Genomic DNA, 19,948 nt, shown 5'->3' on the forward strand with positions numbered 1-19,948 from the left:
TAGTTGACCTCGGCCCGCTGATCACCTGCCCGATGTGCCCGCTCATGACGCGATCCGCTCGCCGGACCGGTGCGGGGAGGCCACCGGGCCGCTCAGCGCGGTGGCGAGCGGCAGCGTGAACGAGAACCGCGTACCCCCGCCGGGGTTGTCCGCGACCGCGACCGTGCCGCCGTGCCGCTCCACGATCCGGCGGCAGATCGCCAGGCCGAGGCCGGTCCCGGCGTACCCGGTGCCCTCGTGCGCCCGGTGGAACGACTCGAAGACGTGCGGCTTGTCCGCGTCCGGGATGCCGATCCCGCGGTCCGCGATCTGGATGTGCGCCCAGCCGACCGGGTCCGCGGTCGCGGTCACGTCCACGTGCGCGGACGTGCCGGCCCGGACGTACTTGACCGAGTTGCCGATCAGGTTCTCCAGCACCCGGCGCAGCATGCCGGCGTCCGCGATCACCTCGGGCAGGTCGCCGACGAAGATCCGCGGCGCGGGCCGGTCACCGACCGCACCGCGGCTGGTCCGCTCCGCCACCACCTCGGCCGCCAGCGCGGCCAGGTCCACCGCACGCAGCCGCAGCGGCGCGTCCCGGGCCGTGGTGTACGCCAGCAGGTCGTCGATCAGCGCGCCCATCCGGTGCACGCCGCGGACCGCGTGGCCGATCGCCTCCCGCGCCTCGTTCGCCGCGGGCCGCCAGGCGCCTTCGTCCGTGCCGCCGGGTGGGTCCGCGAGCACCTCGGCGAGGATCTCGTCGGCCGCCTCGCAGTGCCCGGAGACGATCGCGAGCGGCGACTTCAGGTCGTGCGCGACCACGCCGGCGAACGCGGCCAGGTCGGTCTCGTACCGGCGCAGCTCCGTGATGTCCCGGAAGACCGCGACCGCGCCGCGCTGGCCGGCGGCCGGGTCGAGCGGGCGGCCGTCCACGCTGATCAGCACGCCGTCCGGGCGGTTCGGGTTGCGGATCACCATCTCCACGCCGTCGGACGACTCGCCGGCCAGCGCGCGGGCCAGCGGCAGCTGCTCGGCCGGGAACGGCGTGCCGTCCGGCCGGAAGATCCCGTAGTGCTCCTGCCAGCCGTCCAGCCCGGCGATGTCCTCCCGCACGCCGAGCAGCGCCCGGGCCGCGCGGTTGTGCAGCAGGAACGCGCCGTGCTCGTCCACCACGCCGACGCCGTCGCCGATGCTGTTCATCACGGCCGCCAGCAGGCCGGACTGGCGGCGCGCCTCGCGCTCGGCCTGGCGCAGCTCCGCGGTCGCGGCCACCACCCCGGCCTCGGCGCGCGCCCGTCCGGTGGAGAGCACGTAGATCAGGCCGGCCAGTAGCGCCACGATCGCGCTCCCGGCCAGGCCGGTGGTGAGCGGCAGCGCGCTGTGCCCGCCGGGCAGCCGGGACGAGTCGGCCGTGGTGGTCAGCGTCCAGCGACGGTCCGCGACGCCGACCGTGCGTTCACGGTGCAGGTCCGGCCGGCCGGGCGCGGTCACGGTGGCGACCGTGGTGGGCATGCCGGTGCCGTCGGTCGCGGACAGGCTGCCGCCGAGCAGCTTCTGGCCGGCCGAGACCAGCACGTCCCCGAGGAAGTCCTGGCCGCGCATGCCCATCACCAGCCAGCCGGCGAACGCGCCACCGCGGTGGATCGGGGCGGCGAACACGAACGACCGCTGCCGCTGCGCCGCGGGCAGGTGCTCGTCGCGGAGCAGCACGTACGCGTCGGAGACCGTGGCCCGGCCGGTGCGCCGGGCGGCGGAGAGCGCGGCCGTGGGCTCCCGGGCCCGGGTCAGGTCGACGCCGAGCGCGGGCGGGACGCCGCCGTCGAGCGTGCGGGACCAGACGGTGAACAGGTGTTCGGTGCTGCCGGCCATCGGGGTCAGCGTGAGCGGGCCGGCGCCGAGCTTCCGCCAGCGCGCCTGGGCGGCCGCGACCTGGCCGGACGGCACCGGCGCGACGTAGACGACCGAGGTGGCGCCGGGCAGGTCGGTGCCGGCCAGCGGCGCGGTCCCGGCCTGGAACGTGCGGGCGTCCAGCACGGACGCCTCGCCGAGCCCGGTCGCGGCGGTGCGCAGCAGGTCGACGTAGCGGCGGGTCTCCACGCTCACCGCGGTCTGCGCGAGCGACGTGCGCTGCTCCATGATCCGGTTGGCGGCCGCGATGTCCTGCCGGTGCAGCGCCCATCCGGTCGCGCTCATCGCGGCCAGGCCGATCACCAGCACGATGCCGGCGACCACAAGCGCGCCCCGGCGTCCGTGCCATCCACCCACGACGCCAGTGTCCCATTCACCCCCTTCATGGGGATGCCGAATGCGCGACCACGCCGGTGATCCGGGCGTCCCCGATGTCCGCACAGCGGCATGGGGGACGCCTTGATCACCGGGACAGCGCGGCGCCGATGTCCTCGAGGAGGTCGTCCGGGTCCTCGATGCCGCAGGAGAGGCGGACGAAGCCCGGGGTGGTGTCGTCGCCCCACTGCGCGCGCCGGTCCGCGGTCGTGTGCAGCCCGCCGAACGACGTGGCCGCGAAGACCAGCCGGGACCGCCGCAGGAACGCGGCCACCCGCTCCTCGGTGCCGAGGTCGAAGCCGATCAGGCCGGGGATCCGGCGCATCTGCGCGCTCGCCACCGCGTGCGCCGGGTCGCCGGGCAGGCCGGGCCAGCGCACGCCGGTCACGGCCGGGTGCGCGGCCAGCATCGGCGCGAGCGCGGCCGCGTTCGCGGTCTGCCGGGCCAGCCGCAGGTCCAGCGTGCCCAGTGAGCGGTGCGCCAGCCAGCAGTCGAACGCGCCCGGCACGCCGCCGGTCTGCGCGCGCCAGGTGGTCAGCCGGGACAGCAGCGACCCGTCGCGCGTGCTGACATAGCCGAGCAGCAGGTCTGAGTGGCCGGTCAGCGCCTTGGTGCCGGACGCCACCACCAGGTCCGCGCCCAGCTCCAGCGGGCGCTGGCCGAGCGGCGTGGCCGCGGTGTTGTCCACCGCGACCAGCGCGCCGGCCGCGTGCGCGGCCTCGGCGACCGCGCGCACGTCGCAGACGTCCAGGCCCGGGTTGGCCGGCGTCTCCAGCAGCACCAGGCGGACGCCGTCGAACGACGGGTACGGCCCGGCCGTCGGCGCGGTCCGCACGTCCACGCCCAGCTCCGCGAGCGTGCCCGCGGCGAACGCGCGGACCGCGAAGTAGCCGTCCGACGGCAGCAGCACCGCGTCGCCCGGCCGCAGCACGGTCAGCAGCGCCGCCGTGATCGCGGCCTGACCGGTCGCGAACGCCAGCGTGTCGCCGCCCTCCAGCTCGCCGATCGCGGTCTCCAGTGCGCGCCGCGTCCGGTTGTCCGGCCGCCCGTAGCCGTCGACCGCACCGGCCGGCCCGGCCACCGGATCCAGGTGGTACGGCGCCGCGAACACCGGACCCGGCAGGAACGGCTCGCCCGGCACCGGCTCGGGCAGGCCCGCGTGCACCACCCGGGTGCCGTCACCTTCAGTACTCATACCGCCCATGATCCGCCTAGCGGACCTCGTGCTGCAGCTCGCGGTTCATCAGTGCGAGCATCGCCACCTTCGGCGAGACCCCCTCGTGACAGATCCGCTCCACCTGCTCGGTGATCGGCATGTCCACGCCGTGCTTGCGGGCCAGGTCGCGGATGCCCAGGCAGCTCTTCACGCCCTCGGCGGTCTGCCGGGTCGAGGCCTGTGCCTCCTCCAGCGTCTCGCCGCGGCCCAGGTGCTCACCGAACCTGCGGTTCCGGGAGAACGGCGACGAGCAGGTGGCGACCAGGTCGCCGAGGCCGGCCAGGCCCGCGAACGTCAGCGGGTCCGCGCCGAGCGCCACGCCGAGCCGCAGCGTCTCGGCCAGGCCGCGGGTGATCAGCGTCGCCTTCGTGTTGTCACCGAGGCCCATCGCGGTGGCCACGCCGTAGGCGAGCGCGATCACGTTCTTCACCGCGCCGCCCAGCTCGCAGCCGATCACGTCGGTGTTCGTGTACGGCCGCAGGTAGGGCGCGGTGACCGCCTTCTGCACCGCCTTCGCCCGGTCCAGGTCGGTGCAGGCCACGACGGTGGCGGCGGGCTGCTCCAGCATGATCTCCGGCGCCAGGTTAGGCCCGGTGACCACGACCACGCGCTCCGCGGCCACGCCGGAGGCCTCCACGATGACCTCGCTCATCCGCTTCGTGGTGCTCAGCTCGATGCCCTTCATCAGGGACACCAGCGACGCGTCCGGCCCGAGGTGCCGCACCCAGTCCGCGAGGTTGCCGCGCAGCGTCTGCGACGGCACCGCGAGCACCACCACGTCCGCGCCGGCGATCGCCTCCCCCGCCCGCGCGGTGGCGGTGATCCGGTCCGGCAGCCGCGTCTCCGGGAAGTAGTCCGGGTTGATCCGCCGGTCCCTGATCGAGGCGGCCACCTCCTCCCGGCGCGCCCACATCGTCACGTCCGTACCGGCGTCCGCCAGCACTTTCGCGAACGCGGTCCCCCAGGAACCGGCGCCCAGCACGGCTGCCCGCATCAGGCCTTTCCCTCCCGCTCGCCCGCGCTCGGCGCGGGCTCGCTCGCCGCCCCGGCCCGGCCGCGGTGCGGCCCGGCCGAGAACTGCCACAGCGACGGCGGGGTGCCGCCGCGAGTCCCCGCCAGCAGGTCGCGGATCTCCAGCATGATCGTGTCGGTGCCTGCACCACCGGCCTGATGCGAAATCATGCCTGTCCGGACCCCGTCAGACCAGGGCGGGGCGCGTGCGCCGCGCCCGCGCGCCGGCATCTCGGCGGTCCGTGTTCCGCGGCACCCGGCCACGGGTCGATGCCGGCCGGGCCGGACTGGCACGATGAATCGGTGCAGAGGTGGTCCGTGGTCATCCCGGTCAAGCCGGTGTCGGTGGGCAAGAGCCGGCTGCGCGGCGCGGTCCCGGCGGCGGCGCACGAGCGGCTGGCGCTGGCGCTCGCCCGGGACACCGTGACCGCGGTGCTGGCCTGCCCGGAGGTGGACGACGTGCTCGTGGTCACGGACGATCCGGTGGTGGCCGGCGTGGTGACCACGCTCGGCGGCCGGGTGGCGCCGGACACACCGGCGGCCGGCCTCAACCCCGCCATCCGGTTCGGGGAGAGCGGCCTCTCCGCCCGGTCGTGGCGCGCCGCGCTCACCGCGGACCTGCCCGCGCTGCGTCCGGAGGAACTGTCCGCGGCGCTGCGCGCGGCCACGGAACCGCCCGCCCGGCGCCGGTTCGCCGCGGACGCGCCCGGCGTCGGCACCGTGCTGCTCACCGCGCCGCCCGGCGTGCCGCTGGACCCGCGTTTCGGTGGTCCGTCCGCGGCCGCGCACGCCGCGTCCGGCGCGGTGGCGCTGGGCGGCGACTGGCCGAGCCTGCGCCGCGACGTGGACACCGGAGCCGATCTGGACGCGGCGCATCGGCTCGGCGTCGGGACGCACACCAGCGCGCTTGTCCCGGCGCCGTGCGGTCCGAGATCGACTCCCTGCTGAAGCGCTCCCGGCCGGCCGCCGCCGAGCGGACCGAAGCCCGTTGCGACGCGGAGCCGGCTGAAGTCCGAACCCGCTACCTCGTACCCCCGCTGGGGTTAGGGTTTGGTCCATGCAGGGGACCGTTGCGCGTTTCGACGAGGAGACCCATCACGGCACGGTGCTGCTGGACGACGGGAGCGAGGTGGCCTTCGGCGCGGACGCCTTCGCCGCGTCGGGGCTGCGGCTGCTGCGGCTCGGCCAGCGGATGACCATCGGTCGCGACGATCGGGGCGAGGTAATCTCGATCACCTTTCCCGGCCTGATCTGACCCAACCGAGGCGGAATTCACGTTTCAGTAACTTTTTTCGGGTGATGATGATTCGGTGAACACCGCGCCAGCCACCGTCCGCCGCCGAGGCCCGGACGGGAGATTCATTCGCGCCGATGTTCCTGCTGCTAGGGTCGAGGTTCCGCCGAGCGAGGATCACGTCCACGTACGCGCGGAGCGCGTCCAGGACACACCGCGCGCGGGCTGCGACCACTCCGCCGATGAAGCCGGATCGCCCGAGATGACCGACGCAGAGGTGGCCGACATGACCCAGGACCAGATGTCCGACACCGCGACCGAGATCTCATCGGTCGAGGAGATGCCGATAGAGGACCTGCTCGGCGCGGACCCGGAGACTGACGAGTCGCTGCCCGAGGACCGCTTCCTCAACCGTGAGCTGTCCTGGCTGGACTTCAACGCCCGGGTGCTGGCGCTGGCCGAGGACCCGGACACCCGCCTGCTGGAACGTGCCAAGTTCCTGGCCATCTTCGCCAGCAACCTGGACGAGTTCTACATGGTGCGGATCGCCGGGCTGATGCGGCGCATACAGGCCGGCATCCCGGTCCGCGGCGGCGACCAGCTGCCGCTGCGCACCCAGCTGCGGATGATCCTGGACAAGACGGCCGGCCTGGTCGCCCGGCACGCGGCCTGTTTCAGCGACGAGGTCCAGCCGAAGATGGCGGCCGAGGGCATCCACCTGGTGCACTGGGCCGACCTGGACGACTCCGAGCGCGAGGAGCTCCACACGTACTTCCGGGAGCACATCTTCCCGGTGCTGACGCCGCTGGCCGTGGACCACGCGCACCCGTTCCCGTACATCTCCTCGCGCTCGCTGAACCTCGCGGTCTCGGTGCGCTCACCGGAGAGCTCGCAGGAGCTGTTCGCCCGGATCAAGGTGCCGAACAACGTGCCCCGGTTCGTGGTGGTCAACTCGACCGGCCACAGCGCGCGCTTCCTGCCGGTCGAGGACCTCATCTCGGTCCACCTGGACCAGCTCTTCTCCGGCATGCAGGTGGTCGAGTGCCACCTGTTCCGGGTGACCCGCAACGCGGAGCTGGAGGTCGACGAGGACCGCGACGAGGACCTGCTGAAGGCGCTGGAGCGGGAGCTGGCGCAGCGCCGCTTCGGCCCGCCGGTGCGGCTGGAGGTGGCCGCGTCCATCTCCGACCACATGCTCGAGGTGCTGGTCCGCGAGCTGGACGTGGACAGCCACGACGTGCTGCGCGTGCCCGGCCTGCTGGACATGTCCGCGCTCTGGCAGATCTACGGCGCGGTGGACCGCCCGGAGCTGAAGGACCGGCCGTTCGTGCCGGCCACCCACCCGCGGCTGATCGACGGTGAGGTGCCGCGCAGCATCTTCGCGTCGTTACGGGACGGCGACGTGCTGGTGCACCACCCGTACCATGCGTTCTCCACCAGCGTGCAGCGCTTCATCGAGCAGGCCGCGGCGGACCCGAACGTGCTGGCCATCAAGCAGACGCTCTACCGCACCAGCGGCGACTCGCCCATCGTGGACGCGCTGGTCGAGGCGGCCGCCGCGGGCAAGCAGGTGGTCGTGCTGGTCGAGCTGAAGGCGCGCTTCGACGAACAGGCGAACATCGGCTGGGCACGGAAGCTGGAGCGGGCCGGCTGCCACGTGGTCTACGGCCTGGTCGGCCTCAAGACCCACTGCAAGACCTCCCTGGTGGTACGGCAGGAGGGCAACCAGATCCGGCGGTACTGCCACATCGGCACCGGCAACTACCACCCCAAGACCGCCCGGCTGTACGAGGACTTCGGGCTGCTCACGGCGGACCCCGAGGTCGGCGCGGACGTCACCGACCTGTTCAACGTGCTCACCGGTTACAGCCGGCAGACGTCGTACCGTCGCCTGCTGGTGGCTCCGCACGGCGTGCGCCGGGGCCTGATCGAGCGCCTGGACCGGCAGATCGAGCGCGCCCAGCGGGGCCTGCCGACGCTGGTGCAGATCAAGGTGAACTCGCTGGTCGACGAGGAGTTCATCGACGCGCTCTACCGCGCCTCCCGGGCCGGCGTGCGGATCGAGGTGGTGGTGCGCGGCATGTGCGCGCTGCGCCCCGGCGTGCCCGGCCTGTCGGAGAACATCCGGGTCCGCTCGATCGTCGGCCGGTTCCTGGAGCACTCCCGGATCTTCCGGTTCGGCCCGGGGCCGTCCCGGGCGGACGTGGAGGCCGGCCGGCACGAGGAGCCGGCCGAGTTCTGGATCGGCTCCGCCGACATGATGCACCGCAACCTGGACCGCCGGGTCGAGGCGCTGGTGCAGGTGACCGACACCGTCGCGGCCCGCGAGTTGGAGACTGTGCTGCGGATCTCGATGAGCGACGAGTGCGAGGGCTTCGACCTGCGGCCGGACGGCACCTGGGTGCGCCGCGTGTCCACCATCGACAAGCCGCTCACTCATCTGCAGTCGGTGCTGCTCAGGCGCACGATTCGATCCAACAGCTGAACGCATTCTGAAGAACCAGTTAACTTTCGGCGGTTATGGTGACGACCATGCTGGAGGAAGAACGTAAGTACGAGGTGGCCCCTGACTTCGACCTGCCCGACCTGACCGGTGCACTGCCCTCCGGCGGGCGGGTCGTGGTCAAGGAGCCGAAGGTCCTGACCGCCACCTACTTCGACACCGAGGACCTGCGGCTGGCCCGGGCCGGCGTCTCGCTGCGGTTCCGCAAGGGCGACGACGAGCCGTGGACCGTGAAGCTGCCCGCCGACGTGCCGGGCACGCGGCACGAGATCTCCCGGGCCGGCAAGAAGGCGAAGACGCCGCCCGAGGAGATGTCCGCGCTCGTCACGCCGTACGCGCGGGGTGAGGAGCTGACCCCGGCCGTGGTGGTCCGCAGCGCGCGCCGGGCGTACCTGCTGCAGACCGAGGACGGCACCGTGCTCGCCGAGCTGGACGACGACACCGTCGAGGTGCTGGACGGCGAGAAGGTCCGGTCCACGTTCCGCGAGGTCGAGGTGGAGCGCGCGGACGGCGACGCGGCGCTGCTCGACGAGGTGGAGTCGCTGCTGGTCAAGGCGGGCGCCACGGCCGGCACGTTCACGCCGAAGCACGCGCGCGCGATGGGCGCGGCCGCGACCGCGGCGCCGGACCTGGTGCCGGCCGGCACCATGCCGGACGCGCCGACCGCCGGTGACGTGGTGACCGCCGCGATCCGGGACGGCATCGGCCGCATCCTGGCGCACGACCCGCTGGTCCGGCTCGGCGCGCCGCTGCCGGACGGCGACACCGCGGTGCACCAGATGCGGGTCGGCTGCCGCCGGCTCCGCAGCGACCTGCGCACGTTCGGCGCGCTGGTGAAGACGTCCTGGGCCCGCACGCTCCGCGACGAGCTGGGCTGGATCGCCGGCGTGCTCGGCGCTGCCCGGGACGCCGAGGTGCTGCGCGCCCGGCTGCGCAGGACCGCCGCGCTGGACCCGCTGGCGCCGCTCTCCGGCAAAGCGGTGGACCGGCTCGACGCCCGGCTGGAGAAGCGGCAGCGCAGGGCGCTGGACGCGCTGGACGCGGCGTTGCGCACGCCGCGCTACCGGAAGCTGGTCGACCTGCTGGTCGAGGCGGCCCGCGAGCCGAAGCTCTCCCCGGACGCGGACGCACCCGCGTCCGACGTGCTCCCGCACCTGGTGTCCCGCCCGTGGGACGTGCTGGTCAACGGCGGCAAGGGCGCGGCCGGCGCGGCCGACCTGCACGCCGGCGACTCGGACGAGCGCTGGCACGGCGTGCGGATCAACGGCAAGCGCGCCCGCTATGCCGTGGAGGCGGTCGCGCCGGTGCTCGGCGGGCAGGCCGCCGCGCTCGGCAAAGCGCTCTCCAAGGTGCAGAATCTGCTCGGCGAGCACCAGGACGCCGCGATGGCCGCGGAGACCTGGCTGGACCTGGCGGCCGAGAAGCCGGATGATCATGACATGGCAGTGACGGCCGGCCGGCTGGCCGAACGGGAGCGCGCGGTTATCCACGCCGTTCGCGGGGCATTCCCCGCGGCGTGGGAGAACGCGGCACAACCGAAGAAGACCGCTTGGCTCCGCTGAGAACCGTGCGAGCGGCCGGGGGCGTGCTGTGGCGCCCGGCCGCCGGCGGGCCGGAGATCTGCCTGATCCACCGCCCGAAGTACGACGACTGGTCGCTGCCCAAGGGCAAGCTCGACCCGGGCGAGCATCCGCTGACGGCGGCCGTGCGCGAGGTCGGCGAGGAGACGGCGGTGCCCGCGGTCCCCCAGGTCCGGCTGCCCGCCATCCGGTACGAGACCCGGGACGCCGCCAAGCTGGTCGAGTACTGGTCGATGCGGCCCCGCCCGGACGTGCCGGCCGCCCGGTTCACGCCGAACGCGGAGGTCGACGACCTGCGCTGGCTGCCGGTCCCGGAGGCGCGCAAGCTGCTCAGCTATCCGCACGACGGCCGGGTGGTGGACGCGTTCGCCGCGCTGCCGACGATCACCACCGTGCTGGCCGTGGTCCGGCACGGGCGCGCCGGGCGCCGCGAGTCGTGGCCGGGCGCGGACTCGGCGCGGCCGCTGGACGAGGTGGGCGCGCTGGAGTCGCGCGAGCTGGCCGAGCTGTGCGCGCACCTCGGGCCGCAGCGACTGATCTCCGCGGCGCCGCGGCGCTGCCAGCAGACGCTGGCGCCGCTGGCCGCGGCCGTGGACCTGCCGGTCGAGGTGGACGCGTCGTTCGACGAGCCGCGCTCGGGCGAGGACCCGGCGGCGCGGCACGCGATCGCGGCAGAGCGGATCATGACGCTGGCCGCAGCCGGTGAGCCGGCCGTGGTCTGCAGCCAGGGAAAGATCATTCCGGACATGCTGCACCGGGTCGCCGGCTACGGCACGCCCCGCGACTTCCACAGCCCGAAGGGCACCGGCTGGCTGCTCGCGTTCGCCGGCGACCGGCTGGCCGGCGCGGACCGCCTGCTCCCCTCCGACTCCCGCGTGATCCAAGCCTCCCGCGCGTGAATCCCCCGGCTAGCTCCCCGGCAATCCCCCGCTAGCTCCCCGGCAATCCCCCCGCTAGCTCCCCGGCAATCCCCCCGCTAGCTCCCCGGCAATCCCCCCGCTAGCTCCCCGGCCGGTCATTCCACAGCCGCGAGCTTTGGGCCAGGCCGGGGTCGGCGAGCATCTCCGCCTACGGCCGAGCCGTGGCCGGGAGTTTCTCGCTCGTAGTCACGAACCCACTCCATGATCGAGGCGCGGCGGCTCGCGGCGCGGCGGCTCGCGGCGCGGCGGCTCGCGGCGCGGCGGCTCGCGGCGCGGCGGCTCGCGGCGCGGCGGCTCGCGGCGCGGCGGCTCGCGGCGCGGCGGCTCGCGGCGCGGCGGCTCGCGGCGCGGCGGCTCGCGGCGCGGCGGCTCGCGGCGCGGCGGCTCGCGGCGCGGCGGCTCGCGGCGCGGCGGCTCGCGGCGCGGCGGCTCGCGGCGCGGCGGCTCGCGGCGCGGCGGCTCGCGGCGCGGCGGCTCGCGGCGCGGCGGCTCGCGGCGCGGCGGCTCGCGGCGCGGCGGCTCGCGGCGCCAGGCGTGGAAGCTCGCTCCTGAGAGGGAGGCGTGGGGCGGGGTGCGCGGCGGATACTGCGTGGCGTGTGGGAGCGGGCGAGAGCGGTGCTGGACCGGCATCCGACGGGCTGGGACGCGGCGATCGCGATCGCCTGTTTCCTGGCCACGGTCGCCGGGCACGGCGCGGTGCAGGATCCCCGGCCGATCGTGCTGTTCTTCGCCGCGGTCTCCGCGCTGCCGCTGACCTGGCGCCGGCGCGCGCCGTTCCCGGTCGCGGCCGTCTGCGGTGCGGGCTCGATCGGCCTGATCGCGGTGCACGGCTTCATCGACTGGCCCTACGGGCAACTCGTCGCCACCTACACGGTCGCCGCGACCAGCTCGTTCCCGGCCCGCGCGGTGCTGGTCGCGGGCACGGTGATCGGCATCGCGTTCACCCAGCAGACGCTGAGCAAGCCGCCCGGCTCGGTGCTCACCTCCGGCGGCGTCTTCACGGTCGCGTTCGCGCTCGGCATCGGCGCCCGGGCCCGCGGCGACCGGATCGCGCTGCTGGAGGAGCGGGCGCTGCGGCACGACGAGGAGCGCGCGGCCGCGGCAGCGCGTGAGCGGGAACGGATCGCCCGCGACATGCACGACATCCTGGCCCACTCGATCAGCATGATCGCGGTGCAGGCCGAGGCCGGTCCGCTGCTGGTGCACCGCGACCCGGACCGGGCCGCCCGCGCGTTCGACGCGATCTCCGGCACCGCGCACGACGCGCTCACCCAGCTGCGGCGCACGCTCGGCGTGCTGCGCGGCGGACCGGACGACCGCGCGCCGCAGCCCGGCCTGGAATCGCTGCCCGCGCTGGCCGGCCGCGCCCGGGAGACCGGCCTGGCGGTCACGGTCACGTCGCACGGCGAGCCGGTCCCGGCGCCGCCCGAGGTCGCGGTCGCGGTCTACCGCGTGGTCCAGGAGTCGCTCACCAACGTGGTCCGGCACGCCGGCGCCACCGCCGCCCGGGTCGGCCTGACCTGGTCGGCGACGTCGCTGCGGGTCGCCGTCGCCGACGACGGCCGCGGCGCCGCCGCGGCGACTCCGTCCGCCGGGCACGGCCTGATCGGCATGCGCGAACGCGTCTCCGCCTGCGGCGGCACCTTCACCGCCGGAACCGGTCGCACCGGCGGCTTCACGGTCACCGCGACGTTCCCGCTCTCCGGCCGGCCCGCCGCCGCGGCCCCGGAGCCCGGCGGCCCGGCCGCGACTCCACGGCCCGACCGCCCCGCCGCGACTCCAGAGCCCGGCCACTCGGCCGCGGCCCCGGCGCCCGAGCGTCCCGCCGCAGCCCCGGCACCCGAGCATCCCACCGCAGCCCCGGAGCCCAGGCTCGTCGCCGAGGTCACGGAGTCCCGGCCCGCCGCCGAGGTCACGGAGTCCCGGCCCGCCGCCGATATCACGGAGTCCCGGCCCGCCGCCGATATCACGGAGTCCCGGCCCGCCGCCGATATCACGGAGTCCCGGCCCGCCGCCGGGGACCGAGGGCTCCGGCGCGGCGGCGCGAGCGCTGAGGCCGTCCGTGACTGACGAACGGCGGGCGGGCCTGTCCGAGTACCCGTCCGGCGGTGCGGATCGGGCTCCGGGGGAATCAGCGCGGCCCGGCGGAGGGCTGCGGGTGCTGGTCGCGGACGATCAGGCGCTGGTCCGGGACGGCTTCTGCGTCATCCTGGACGCGCAGCCGGACATCACCGTGGTGGGCGAGGCCGGTGACGGCGCGGAGGCGGTTCGGCTCGCGCTGGCGCTGCGCCCGGACGTGGTGCTGATGGACGTGCGCATGCCGCACCGGGACGGCATCGAGGCGACCGCGGAGATCTGCGCGGCCACCGACGTGCGGGTGCTGATGCTGACCACGTTCGACCTCGACGAGTACGTCTACGACGCGCTGCGGGCCGGGGCCAGCGGCTTCCTGCTCAAGGACATGCGCCGGTCCGAACTGGTCAGCGCGGTACGCACGATCGCGGCCGGCGACTCGCTGCTGGCGCCGAGCGTCACCCGGCGACTGATCGCGGACATGATCGGCCGCGCCGGCCCGGCCGCGCGCCCGGCCGGGCACCGCGCCGCCGCGCTGGCGTCGCTGACCGCACGGGAGACGGACTCGCTGCGGCTGGTCGCCCAGGGCCTGTCCAACGCGGAGATCGCGGCCCGGCTGCACGTCACCGAGCACACCGTGAAGACTCACATGAGCAACCTGCTGGCGAAGCTGGGCTTGCGCGACCGGGTACAGGCGGTGGTCCTCGCCTACGAGTCGGGGCTCGTCGTGCCGGGACGACACCCGGGAAGCTGAACGCCGGGACGACACCCGAGAAGCCTGGGTGCCGGGACGACACCCAGGAAGCTGAACGCCGGGACGACACCCGAGAAGCCTGGGTGCCGGGACGACACCCGGGAAGCTGGGTGCCGGGACGACACCGGCCGGCTGAACGCCGGACAGCAGCCGGGTGGCTGACTCGCTCTCGGGAGTGAGGTGCGGGACCACTCCCGCGGGCGATCCGGGACCAGGGCCGGGAGCGGAAGCCTGCTCCCATGCTTCGAATCCTGTCCGGCGCCGCGGTGCGCCGTCCCGTCCTCACCATCATGCTCTGGGCCGCGGTGCTGGCCGCCGGCGTCGGGGCAGGCGCCGGCCTGTTCAGCCGCCTCACCGCGGAGGTGGGGACCGTGCCCGGCAGCGAGTCCGCGGTCGTCCGGGAGCGACTGGACGCGGAGAACCCGGTGCCGGAGTCCATCACCGCGGTCGTCGACGGCGCCGCGCCCCCGGCGGTCGCGGACGCGGTGACGCGGGTCCGCGCGCTGGACGGCGTCGTCTCCGTCGCGGATCCGGTGCCTTCCTCCCGTACCCCCGAGGTGGTGTTGATCTCGGTTGTCCTGGCGGGCGGCGGCGAGGCCGCGGAGGAGGCGGCCGGGATCCTGCGGGGACTGCCGGCCGGCTCGGTCGTGGTGTCCGGCGGGCCGCTGACCATGGCCGACTACAACGACCAGGCGCAGCGGGACGTGCAGCGCGCGGAGCTGATCAGCCTGCCGGTCGTGCTGGTGCTACTGCTGGTGGTGTTCGGCAGCCTGCTCGCGGCCGGGCTCCCGCTGCTGGTCGCGATCGTCGGCATCGGCGCGAACTTCGGCGTGCTCTACGCGTTCAGCCTGGTCACCGACGTCTCCATCTACGCGGTGCAGGTGACCACGATGCTCAGCATGGGACTGGCCGTGGACTACGCGCTGCTGCTGGTCAGCCGCTTCCGGGAGGAGCGCGCGGCGGACCCTGACGTGCACGGCGCGGTGCTGCGCTCGACCGCGACCGCGGGCCGGACCGTGCTGTTCACCGGCCTGACCGTGGCGGTCGCGCTGGCCGGCCTGGTCGTGTTCCCGGATCCGTTCCTGCGCTCGCTGGGCCTGGCCGCGACCGGCGTGGTGCTGGTGAACATGCTGGCCGCGGTGACGCTGCTGCCCGCGATGCTGAGCCTGTGGGGGCATCGGATCCGGCCGGCCGCGGCGACCGGCGGCACCGTGTTCGCCCGGATCGCCGCGCGCGTGCAGCGACGGCCACTGCTCACGCTGCTAGGCACCGCGGCCGCGCTGGTGGTGCTGGCGCTGCCGGTGGCCGGACTGTCGATCGGCAACGGCGACGCGCGGTCGCTGCCGTCCGCGTCCGACACGAGGCGGCTGGACGCGGCGCTGACCCGCGACTTCCCGTCGCTGACCGGCCCGGATCCGTTGTTCATCCCCGCTGCCGACGCCGACCGGATCGCGGCCGTACCGGGCATCGCGCGCGTCTCGGTCGCGGACGGCGTCGTCACCGCGCATCCGGCCGAGCGTCCTTCGGACGAGACCACCCAGGCCGCGGTACGGGAACTGCGCGCGCAGGGCTTCGAGGTGACCGGCACGGCCGCGCGGCTGGCCGACTACCGCACGATGCTGGGCGAGCGCGCGCCGATCGCGGCCGGACTGGTCGCGCTGGGCACGCTGGCGCTGCTGTTCGCGTTCACCGGCTCGATCCTGCTGCCGGTCAAGGCCGTGCTCACCAACCTGCTCAGCATCGCGGCCTCGCTCGGCGTGGTGGTCTGGGTGTTCCAGGAGGGGCACTTCGCGTGGCTGCTCGGCAGTGAGCGGCTGGACGACACGAACCTGACCGTGCCGGTGCTGGTGGCCGCGATCGCGTTCGGGCTGTCCGTGGACTACGAGATGTTCCTGCTCTCCCGCGTCCGGGAGCGGTATCTGGCCGGCGACGCCCCGGATCGCGCGGTGGCGGCCGGCCTCCAGCAGACCGGGCGCATCATCACCTCGGCCGGGCTGTTGCTGGTGGTGGTGTTCGCCGGCTTCCTGACCGGCGGATTCGCGCCGATCAAGCAGATCGGGCTGGGTCTGGTGCTGGCGGTCGCGCTGGACGCGACCGTGGTGCGGCTGCTGCTGGTCCCGGCCACGATGACGTTGCTGGGCCGGTGGAACTGGTGGGCGCCGCGCCCGATGCGCGCGCTGCACCTGCGGTACGGACTGCGGGAGGCGTGACGGGCTCACGAAAGGCGTGCCGGGCGTGCGAAAGGCGTGACCGGCTAGCGGGAAGCGTGACACACGCCGAGGGCGCCTCACCCCTGGTGGCGGGGTGAGGCGCCCTCGGCGTTTCCCTTGTGCTTCTCGGCAGGGATCAGCGCTTCTTGGCGACCGTCTTCTTCGCGGCCGGCGCCTTCTTGGCCGCCGACTTCGTCGCGGTCGCGCTCTTGGTAGCGGTGGTCTTCTTGGCCGGGGTGGCGGCCGGGGTGGCGGCCGCGGTCGTCTTGGTGGCCGCGGTCTTCTTGGCCGCGGTCGACTTCGCCGCCGTGGTCTTCGCCGGGGCCGCGGCCGTCTTGGTCGCGGCCGCCTTCGTGGCGGTGGCCTTGGCGGCGGTGGTGGTCTTGGTAGCGGTGGTCTTCTTCGCCGCGGTCGTCGTCGACTTGGCGGCGGTCGCCTTCGTCGCGGTGGCGGCCTTGGCCGGGGCCGCCTTGGCGGTGGTCGCCTTCGCGGCCGTGGTCTTCGCCGCCGTGGTGGTGGTCTTCTTGGCAGCGGCCACCTTCGGCACCTTGCCGCTCGCGACCAGCTCCTTGAAGCCGGCGCCGGGCCGGAAGGCCGGAACGGACGTCTTCTTCACCTTCACCGCTTCGCCGGTACGCGGATTGCGGGCTGTTCGGGCACCGCGCACGCGCTTTTCGAAGACTCCGAAGCCGGTGATGGCGACGCGGTCGCCCTTGGTGACCGCGTTCTGGACCTCCGCGAGAACCGCGTCCAGCGCCGCCGTCGCCGTCTTCTTGTCTCCCAGGCGAGCGGCGAGCGCCTCGATGAGCTCGGCCTTGTTCACGAGATTTCCCTCCCGATGAAGCGAATGGACTGTTACACAATGATTCTGCGCGCACGGTATGCCCTGGGAGCAGCAGATACAAACATCCGTGGGAAAAAAGTCCTTGTGTCGCAACGGAATCACCCCCGCGTGGCCCCCGTTTGCCGCGCCGAAGCGCCGATTCGGGGGTCACGCGGGGGTGAAAGTCCCGCTGTTATCGGGGTTCCGGACGTCGGTTCCCCGGCGTACCAGCAGACGCTTTCAAGCGCTCGCCGGGTCCGCCGGGCGCTCGTCAGGCGTTCGCCGGGTGTGCGTCGGGCGCTCGTTCGGGCGGCTCGCTCGGGCGCTTCGTCAGACCAGGGAAGGCTTGTAGGAAGGGCGTTGCGCCTCGTAGGCCGCGATCGCGTCCTGGTGCCGCAGGGTCAGGCCGATGTCGTCCAGGCCCTCCATCAGGCGCCAGCGGCTGAAGTCGTCCATCGGGAACGACCAGACACTGTCACCGGCCCGCACCTGCCGCTGAGCCAGGTCCACCATGATCTCGGCGGCCGGATCCCGATCCGCCAGGGCCCACAGCTCCTCGACGGCCGCCTGCTCCAGCTCGACCGGGAGCAGGCCCTCCTTGAGCGCGTTGCCCCGGAAGATGTCGCCGAAGCGCGGCGAGATGACGGCGCGGAAGCCCCAGTTGTGCAAAGCCCACACCGCGTGTTCGCGCGACGACCCGGTGCCGAAATCCGGCCCCGCCACAAGAATCGACGCGGACGAATAGGCGGGATTGTTCATGACGAATGCCGGGTCCTCGCGCCAGGCGCTGAAGAGGCCGTCCTCGAAGCCCGTCCGCGTCACCCTCTTCAGGTAAACGGCCGGAATGATCTGATCCGTATCCACATTGGAGCGCCGCAGCGGCACCGCGGAACCCGTGTGAACGGTGAACTTCTCCATGACTTCGTCAGCCCTTCGGTTACAGGTCCGCGGGGGCGGCCAGGCGGCCCAGGACGGCGGTGGCGGCGGCGACCGGCGGGGACACCAGGTGGGTACGCCCGCCCTTGCCCTGCCGGCCCTCGAAGTTGCGGTTCGAGGTCGACGCCGAACGCTCACCGGGCTTCAGCGTGTCCGGGTTCATGCCCAGACACATGGAACAGCCCGCGAAACGCCACTCCGCGCCCGCCTCCGTGAAGACCTTGTCCAGCCCCTCCGCCTCGGCCGCCTCGCGCACCTTGGCGGAGCCGGGGACGATCATCATGCGTACGTCGTCGTGGACCCGGTGCCCGCGCAGCACGTCGGCCGCGGCGCGCAGGTCCTCCAGGCGCCCGTTCGTGCACGAGCCCACGAAGACAACGTCCACCGGGATCTCCCGTAACGGGGTGCCGGGGGTGAGGTCCATGTACGCAAGGGCTCGCTCGGCCGCGGTCCGCTCGTTCTCACCGGCGAAGTCGGACGGGGACGGCACCACGCCGTTCAGCGCGACGCCCTGGCCCGGGTTGGTGCCCCAGGTGACGAACGGGTCGATCGCGTCCGCGTCCAGGATCACCTCGGTGTCGAAGACCGCGTCCTCGTCCGTGGCCAGGCTGCGCCAGTAGTCGACGGCCTCGACCCACGCGGTGCCGGTCGGCGCGTACTGCCGGCCCTTGAGGTATTCGAACGTGGTCTCGTCCGGCGCGATCATGCCGGCCTTGGCACCCCACTCGATGGACATGTTGCAGATGGTCATCCGGCCCTCCATGGAGAGCTTGCGGATGGCCTCGCCGCGGTACTCCACGATGTGACCGCGGCCGCCGCCGGTGCCGACCTGGGTGATCAGCGCGAGCACCAGGTCCTTCGCGGTGACGCCGGGCTTCAGCTCGCCGGTCACGGTCACCGCCATGGTCTTCGGCCGGGCCTGCGGCAGCGTCTGCGTGGCCAGCACGTGCTCGACCTCGCTGGTGCCGATGCCGAACGCCAGCGCGCCGAACGCGCCGTGCGTGGCCGTGTGCGAGTCGCCGCAGACCATCGTCAGGCCGGGCTGGGTCAGGCCGAGCTGCGGCCCGATCACGTGCACGATGCCCTGCTGCTCGTGGCCGAGCGGGTGCAGGCGCACCCCGAACTCCGCGCAGTTCTTGCGGAGCGTCTCGATCTGCGTGCGCGACGTCGGGTCGAGAATCGTCATCAGGTCGCCCCGCCGGGCGTTGAACGACGGATCCGCGTACCCCGTCGGCGTGTTGTGGTCCTCGGTCGCCAGCGTGAGGTCCGGCCGCCGCACCGCGCGCCCCGCGAGACGCAGTCCATCGAACGCCTGCGGGCTGGTCACCTCGTGCAGGAGATGGAGATCGATGAATAGCAGATCGGGCTCACCCTCGGCGGATCGCACCACGTGGGCGTCCCAGACCTTCTCGGCCAGGGTCCGCGGAGCAGCGGGTTGTGGATTGGCTCCCACCATCTGGACATCCTAAATTCTGGGAGGTATGTTTCGGCTTGTGGGACACAGTATGAGCGGTGTCGGCGTTCTCGACAAGGCGGTGGTCATCCTGGCCGCCTGTGTCGACGGCGCCAGCCTGGCCGAACTCGTCGAGCGCACCAAGCTGCCGCGCGCTACGGCACACCGGCTCGCGCAGGCCTTGGAGATCCACCGGATGCTGGTCCGTGACACACAGGGCCGCTGGCGCCCGGGCCCGCGCCTGGGCGAGCTCGCCAACGCCGCGCCGGACGTGCTGTTGACCGCGGCCGAGCCGCTGATGGCCGCGCTCCGCGACGCGACCGGCGAGAGCGCGCAGCTCTACCTGCGCCGGGCGGACGAGCGACTGTGCGTGGCCGCGGCCGAGCGCGCCAGCGGCCTGCGGGACACGGTGCCGGTCGGTTCGGTGCTGCCGATGACCGCGGGCTCCGCCGCCCAGATCCTGCTCGCCTGGGAGCCGCCGGAGGCGGTGATGCCGCTGCTGCCCCGCTGCAAGTTCACCGGGCGCACGCTCGCCGAGGTCCGCCGCCGCGGCTGGGCACAGAGCGTCGCCGAGCGCGAGGCCGGCGTGGCCAGCGTCTCCGCCCCGATCCGCGACCGCACCGGCCGGGTCATCGCGGCGGTCAGCATCTCCGGACCGATCGAGCGCCTCGGCCGCCGCCCGGGCGACCGGCACGCGATGGCCGTCGTCCGCGCGGGGCAGCGCCTCTCCGGCCTGTAGGTCACCACCGGGCATCCGATCCCATCCCCCCGGAAGCCCGGCTCCCACCCGCGAGAGGCCTCACCGGTTTCCGGTTCCGGCGCGGCGGCGATCAGTGATCGTCCTGCGGACACCTGACTCTTCTCGCTTCCGGCGCCCGGCCGGAAGCCGGCTTCGCCGCCGGTCAGCGAGACCCACGTCGCGTGTCGCTCCAGACGCCGAATGGAAGCCGGCAGCGTTGCTGATCACGTAGGG

General features: G+C 73.7%; 17 protein-coding genes. 10 read left to right on the forward strand and 7 right to left on the reverse strand.

Going from position 1 to position 19,948, the window contains the following annotated elements:
- Positions 1-42 precede the first annotated feature (42 nt).
- From J2S43_RS28420 to J2S43_RS28435, 4 genes are all read right to left on the reverse strand, one after another.
- Positions 43-2,244: an ATP-binding protein gene (locus J2S43_RS28420; RefSeq protein ID WP_306834372.1), complete on the reverse strand. Its 2,202-nt coding sequence runs from the start codon at positions 2,242-2,244 to the stop codon at positions 43-45.
- Positions 2,245-2,350: 106 nt separating this feature from the next.
- On the reverse strand, positions 2,351-3,457 hold the full coding sequence (locus J2S43_RS28425; protein ID WP_306834373.1) for a cystathionine gamma-lyase: 1,107 nt from the start codon (positions 3,455-3,457) through the stop codon (positions 2,351-2,353).
- Positions 3,458-3,473: 16 nt separating this feature from the next.
- The gene (locus J2S43_RS28430; RefSeq protein WP_306834375.1) at positions 3,474-4,472 is read right to left on the reverse strand and encodes an NAD(P)H-dependent glycerol-3-phosphate dehydrogenase; all 999 of its coding nucleotides are present in this window, start codon (positions 4,470-4,472) and stop codon (positions 3,474-3,476) included.
- Complete coding sequence (locus J2S43_RS28435) at positions 4,472-4,660, reverse strand: hypothetical protein (RefSeq protein WP_306834377.1); 189 nt, start codon at positions 4,658-4,660, stop codon at positions 4,472-4,474. The genes J2S43_RS28430 and J2S43_RS28435 overlap by 1 nt, the downstream gene beginning before the upstream one ends.
- Positions 4,661-4,792: 132 nt before the next feature.
- Here J2S43_RS28435 and cofC point away from each other — a divergent pair, with 132 nt between their 5' ends.
- The 9 genes from cofC to J2S43_RS28480 all read left to right on the forward strand — a co-directional run bounded on the left by cofC (position 4,793) and on the right by J2S43_RS28480 (position 15,763).
- On the forward strand, positions 4,793-5,437 hold the full coding sequence (gene cofC / locus J2S43_RS28440) for a 2-phospho-L-lactate guanylyltransferase (protein WP_306834379.1): 645 nt from the start codon (positions 4,793-4,795) through the stop codon (positions 5,435-5,437).
- 109 nt (positions 5,438-5,546) lie between these two features.
- The gene (locus J2S43_RS28445; RefSeq protein ID WP_306834381.1) at positions 5,547-5,744 is read left to right on the forward strand and encodes a cold-shock protein; all 198 of its coding nucleotides are present in this window, start codon (positions 5,547-5,549) and stop codon (positions 5,742-5,744) included.
- Positions 5,745-5,799: 55 nt separating this feature from the next.
- Positions 5,800-8,208, forward strand: coding sequence for an RNA degradosome polyphosphate kinase (locus J2S43_RS28450; RefSeq protein WP_370881663.1), 2,409 nt, complete (start codon positions 5,800-5,802; stop codon positions 8,206-8,208).
- Between the two features lie 47 nt (positions 8,209-8,255).
- Positions 8,256-9,788: a CYTH and CHAD domain-containing protein gene (locus J2S43_RS28455; RefSeq protein WP_306834385.1), complete on the forward strand. Its 1,533-nt coding sequence runs from the start codon at positions 8,256-8,258 to the stop codon at positions 9,786-9,788.
- 5 nt (positions 9,789-9,793) lie between these two features.
- The gene (locus J2S43_RS28460; RefSeq protein WP_306834387.1) at positions 9,794-10,705 is read left to right on the forward strand and encodes an NUDIX hydrolase; all 912 of its coding nucleotides are present in this window, start codon (positions 9,794-9,796) and stop codon (positions 10,703-10,705) included.
- Positions 10,706-10,927: 222 nt separating this feature from the next.
- The gene (locus J2S43_RS28465) at positions 10,928-11,278 is read left to right on the forward strand and encodes a histone H1-like repetitive region-containing protein (RefSeq protein ID WP_306834388.1); all 351 of its coding nucleotides are present in this window, start codon (positions 10,928-10,930) and stop codon (positions 11,276-11,278) included.
- A gap of 42 nt (positions 11,279-11,320) precedes the next feature.
- The gene (locus J2S43_RS28470) at positions 11,321-12,796 is read left to right on the forward strand and encodes a sensor histidine kinase (RefSeq protein ID WP_306834390.1); all 1,476 of its coding nucleotides are present in this window, start codon (positions 11,321-11,323) and stop codon (positions 12,794-12,796) included.
- Between the two features lie 82 nt (positions 12,797-12,878).
- A complete protein-coding gene (locus J2S43_RS28475) occupies positions 12,879-13,553 on the forward strand; it encodes a response regulator (RefSeq protein ID WP_306839507.1) in 675 nt (224 codons plus the stop codon).
- Between the two features lie 239 nt (positions 13,554-13,792).
- Entirely contained in the window at positions 13,793-15,763 is a 1,971-nt protein-coding gene (locus J2S43_RS28480; protein ID WP_306834392.1) for an MMPL family transporter, read from the forward strand.
- Positions 15,764-15,899: 136 nt separating this feature from the next.
- Here the strand turns inward: J2S43_RS28480 and J2S43_RS28485 are convergent, their stop codons facing one another.
- From J2S43_RS28485 to leuC, 3 genes are all read right to left on the reverse strand, one after another.
- A complete protein-coding gene (locus J2S43_RS28485) occupies positions 15,900-16,586 on the reverse strand; it encodes an HU family DNA-binding protein (protein ID WP_306834394.1) in 687 nt (228 codons plus the stop codon).
- A 330-nt stretch (positions 16,587-16,916) separates the two neighbouring features.
- Positions 16,917-17,504 carry a 3-isopropylmalate dehydratase small subunit gene (gene leuD, locus J2S43_RS28490; protein ID WP_306834395.1) on the reverse strand — a complete coding sequence of 196 codons (588 nt, stop codon included), beginning with the start codon at positions 17,502-17,504 and terminating at the stop codon, positions 16,917-16,919.
- Between the two features lie 19 nt (positions 17,505-17,523).
- Positions 17,524-18,978 carry a 3-isopropylmalate dehydratase large subunit gene (leuC, locus tag J2S43_RS28495; RefSeq protein ID WP_306834397.1) on the reverse strand — a complete coding sequence of 485 codons (1,455 nt, stop codon included), beginning with the start codon at positions 18,976-18,978 and terminating at the stop codon, positions 17,524-17,526.
- A gap of 49 nt (positions 18,979-19,027) precedes the next feature.
- Here leuC and J2S43_RS28500 point away from each other — a divergent pair, with 49 nt between their 5' ends.
- Positions 19,028-19,714: an IclR family transcriptional regulator gene (locus J2S43_RS28500; RefSeq protein WP_033343917.1), complete on the forward strand. Its 687-nt coding sequence runs from the start codon at positions 19,028-19,030 to the stop codon at positions 19,712-19,714.
- Positions 19,715-19,948 lie beyond the last annotated feature (234 nt).

Source organism: Catenuloplanes nepalensis, assembly GCF_030811575.1.
Lineage (GTDB): Bacteria > Actinomycetota > Actinomycetes > Mycobacteriales > Micromonosporaceae > Catenuloplanes > Catenuloplanes nepalensis.

What these genes read in the sequence shown, in the direction of transcription:
- J2S43_RS28500 (WP_033343917.1), top strand. Translation starts at nt 19,028, where the DNA reads ATGAGCGGTGTCGGCGTTCTCGACAAGGCGGTGGTCATCCTGGCCGCC.
- leuC (WP_306834397.1), bottom strand. Translation starts at nt 18,978, where the DNA reads ATGGTGGGAGCCAATCCACAACCCGCTGCTCCGCGGACCCTGGCCGAG.
- J2S43_RS28455 (WP_306834385.1), top strand. Translation starts at nt 8,256, where the DNA reads ATGCTGGAGGAAGAACGTAAGTACGAGGTGGCCCCTGACTTCGACCTG.
- J2S43_RS28480 (WP_306834392.1), top strand. Translation starts at nt 13,793, where the DNA reads ATGCTTCGAATCCTGTCCGGCGCCGCGGTGCGCCGTCCCGTCCTCACC.
- J2S43_RS28465 (WP_306834388.1), top strand. Translation starts at nt 10,928, where the DNA reads ATGATCGAGGCGCGGCGGCTCGCGGCGCGGCGGCTCGCGGCGCGGCGG.
- J2S43_RS28445 (WP_306834381.1), top strand. Translation starts at nt 5,547, where the DNA reads ATGCAGGGGACCGTTGCGCGTTTCGACGAGGAGACCCATCACGGCACG.
- J2S43_RS28425 (WP_306834373.1), bottom strand. Translation starts at nt 3,457, where the DNA reads ATGAGTACTGAAGGTGACGGCACCCGGGTGGTGCACGCGGGCCTGCCC.
- J2S43_RS28430 (WP_306834375.1), bottom strand. Translation starts at nt 4,472, where the DNA reads ATGCGGGCAGCCGTGCTGGGCGCCGGTTCCTGGGGGACCGCGTTCGCG.
- leuD (WP_306834395.1), bottom strand. Translation starts at nt 17,504, where the DNA reads ATGGAGAAGTTCACCGTTCACACGGGTTCCGCGGTGCCGCTGCGGCGC.
- J2S43_RS28435 (WP_306834377.1), bottom strand. Translation starts at nt 4,660, where the DNA reads ATGATTTCGCATCAGGCCGGTGGTGCAGGCACCGACACGATCATGCTG.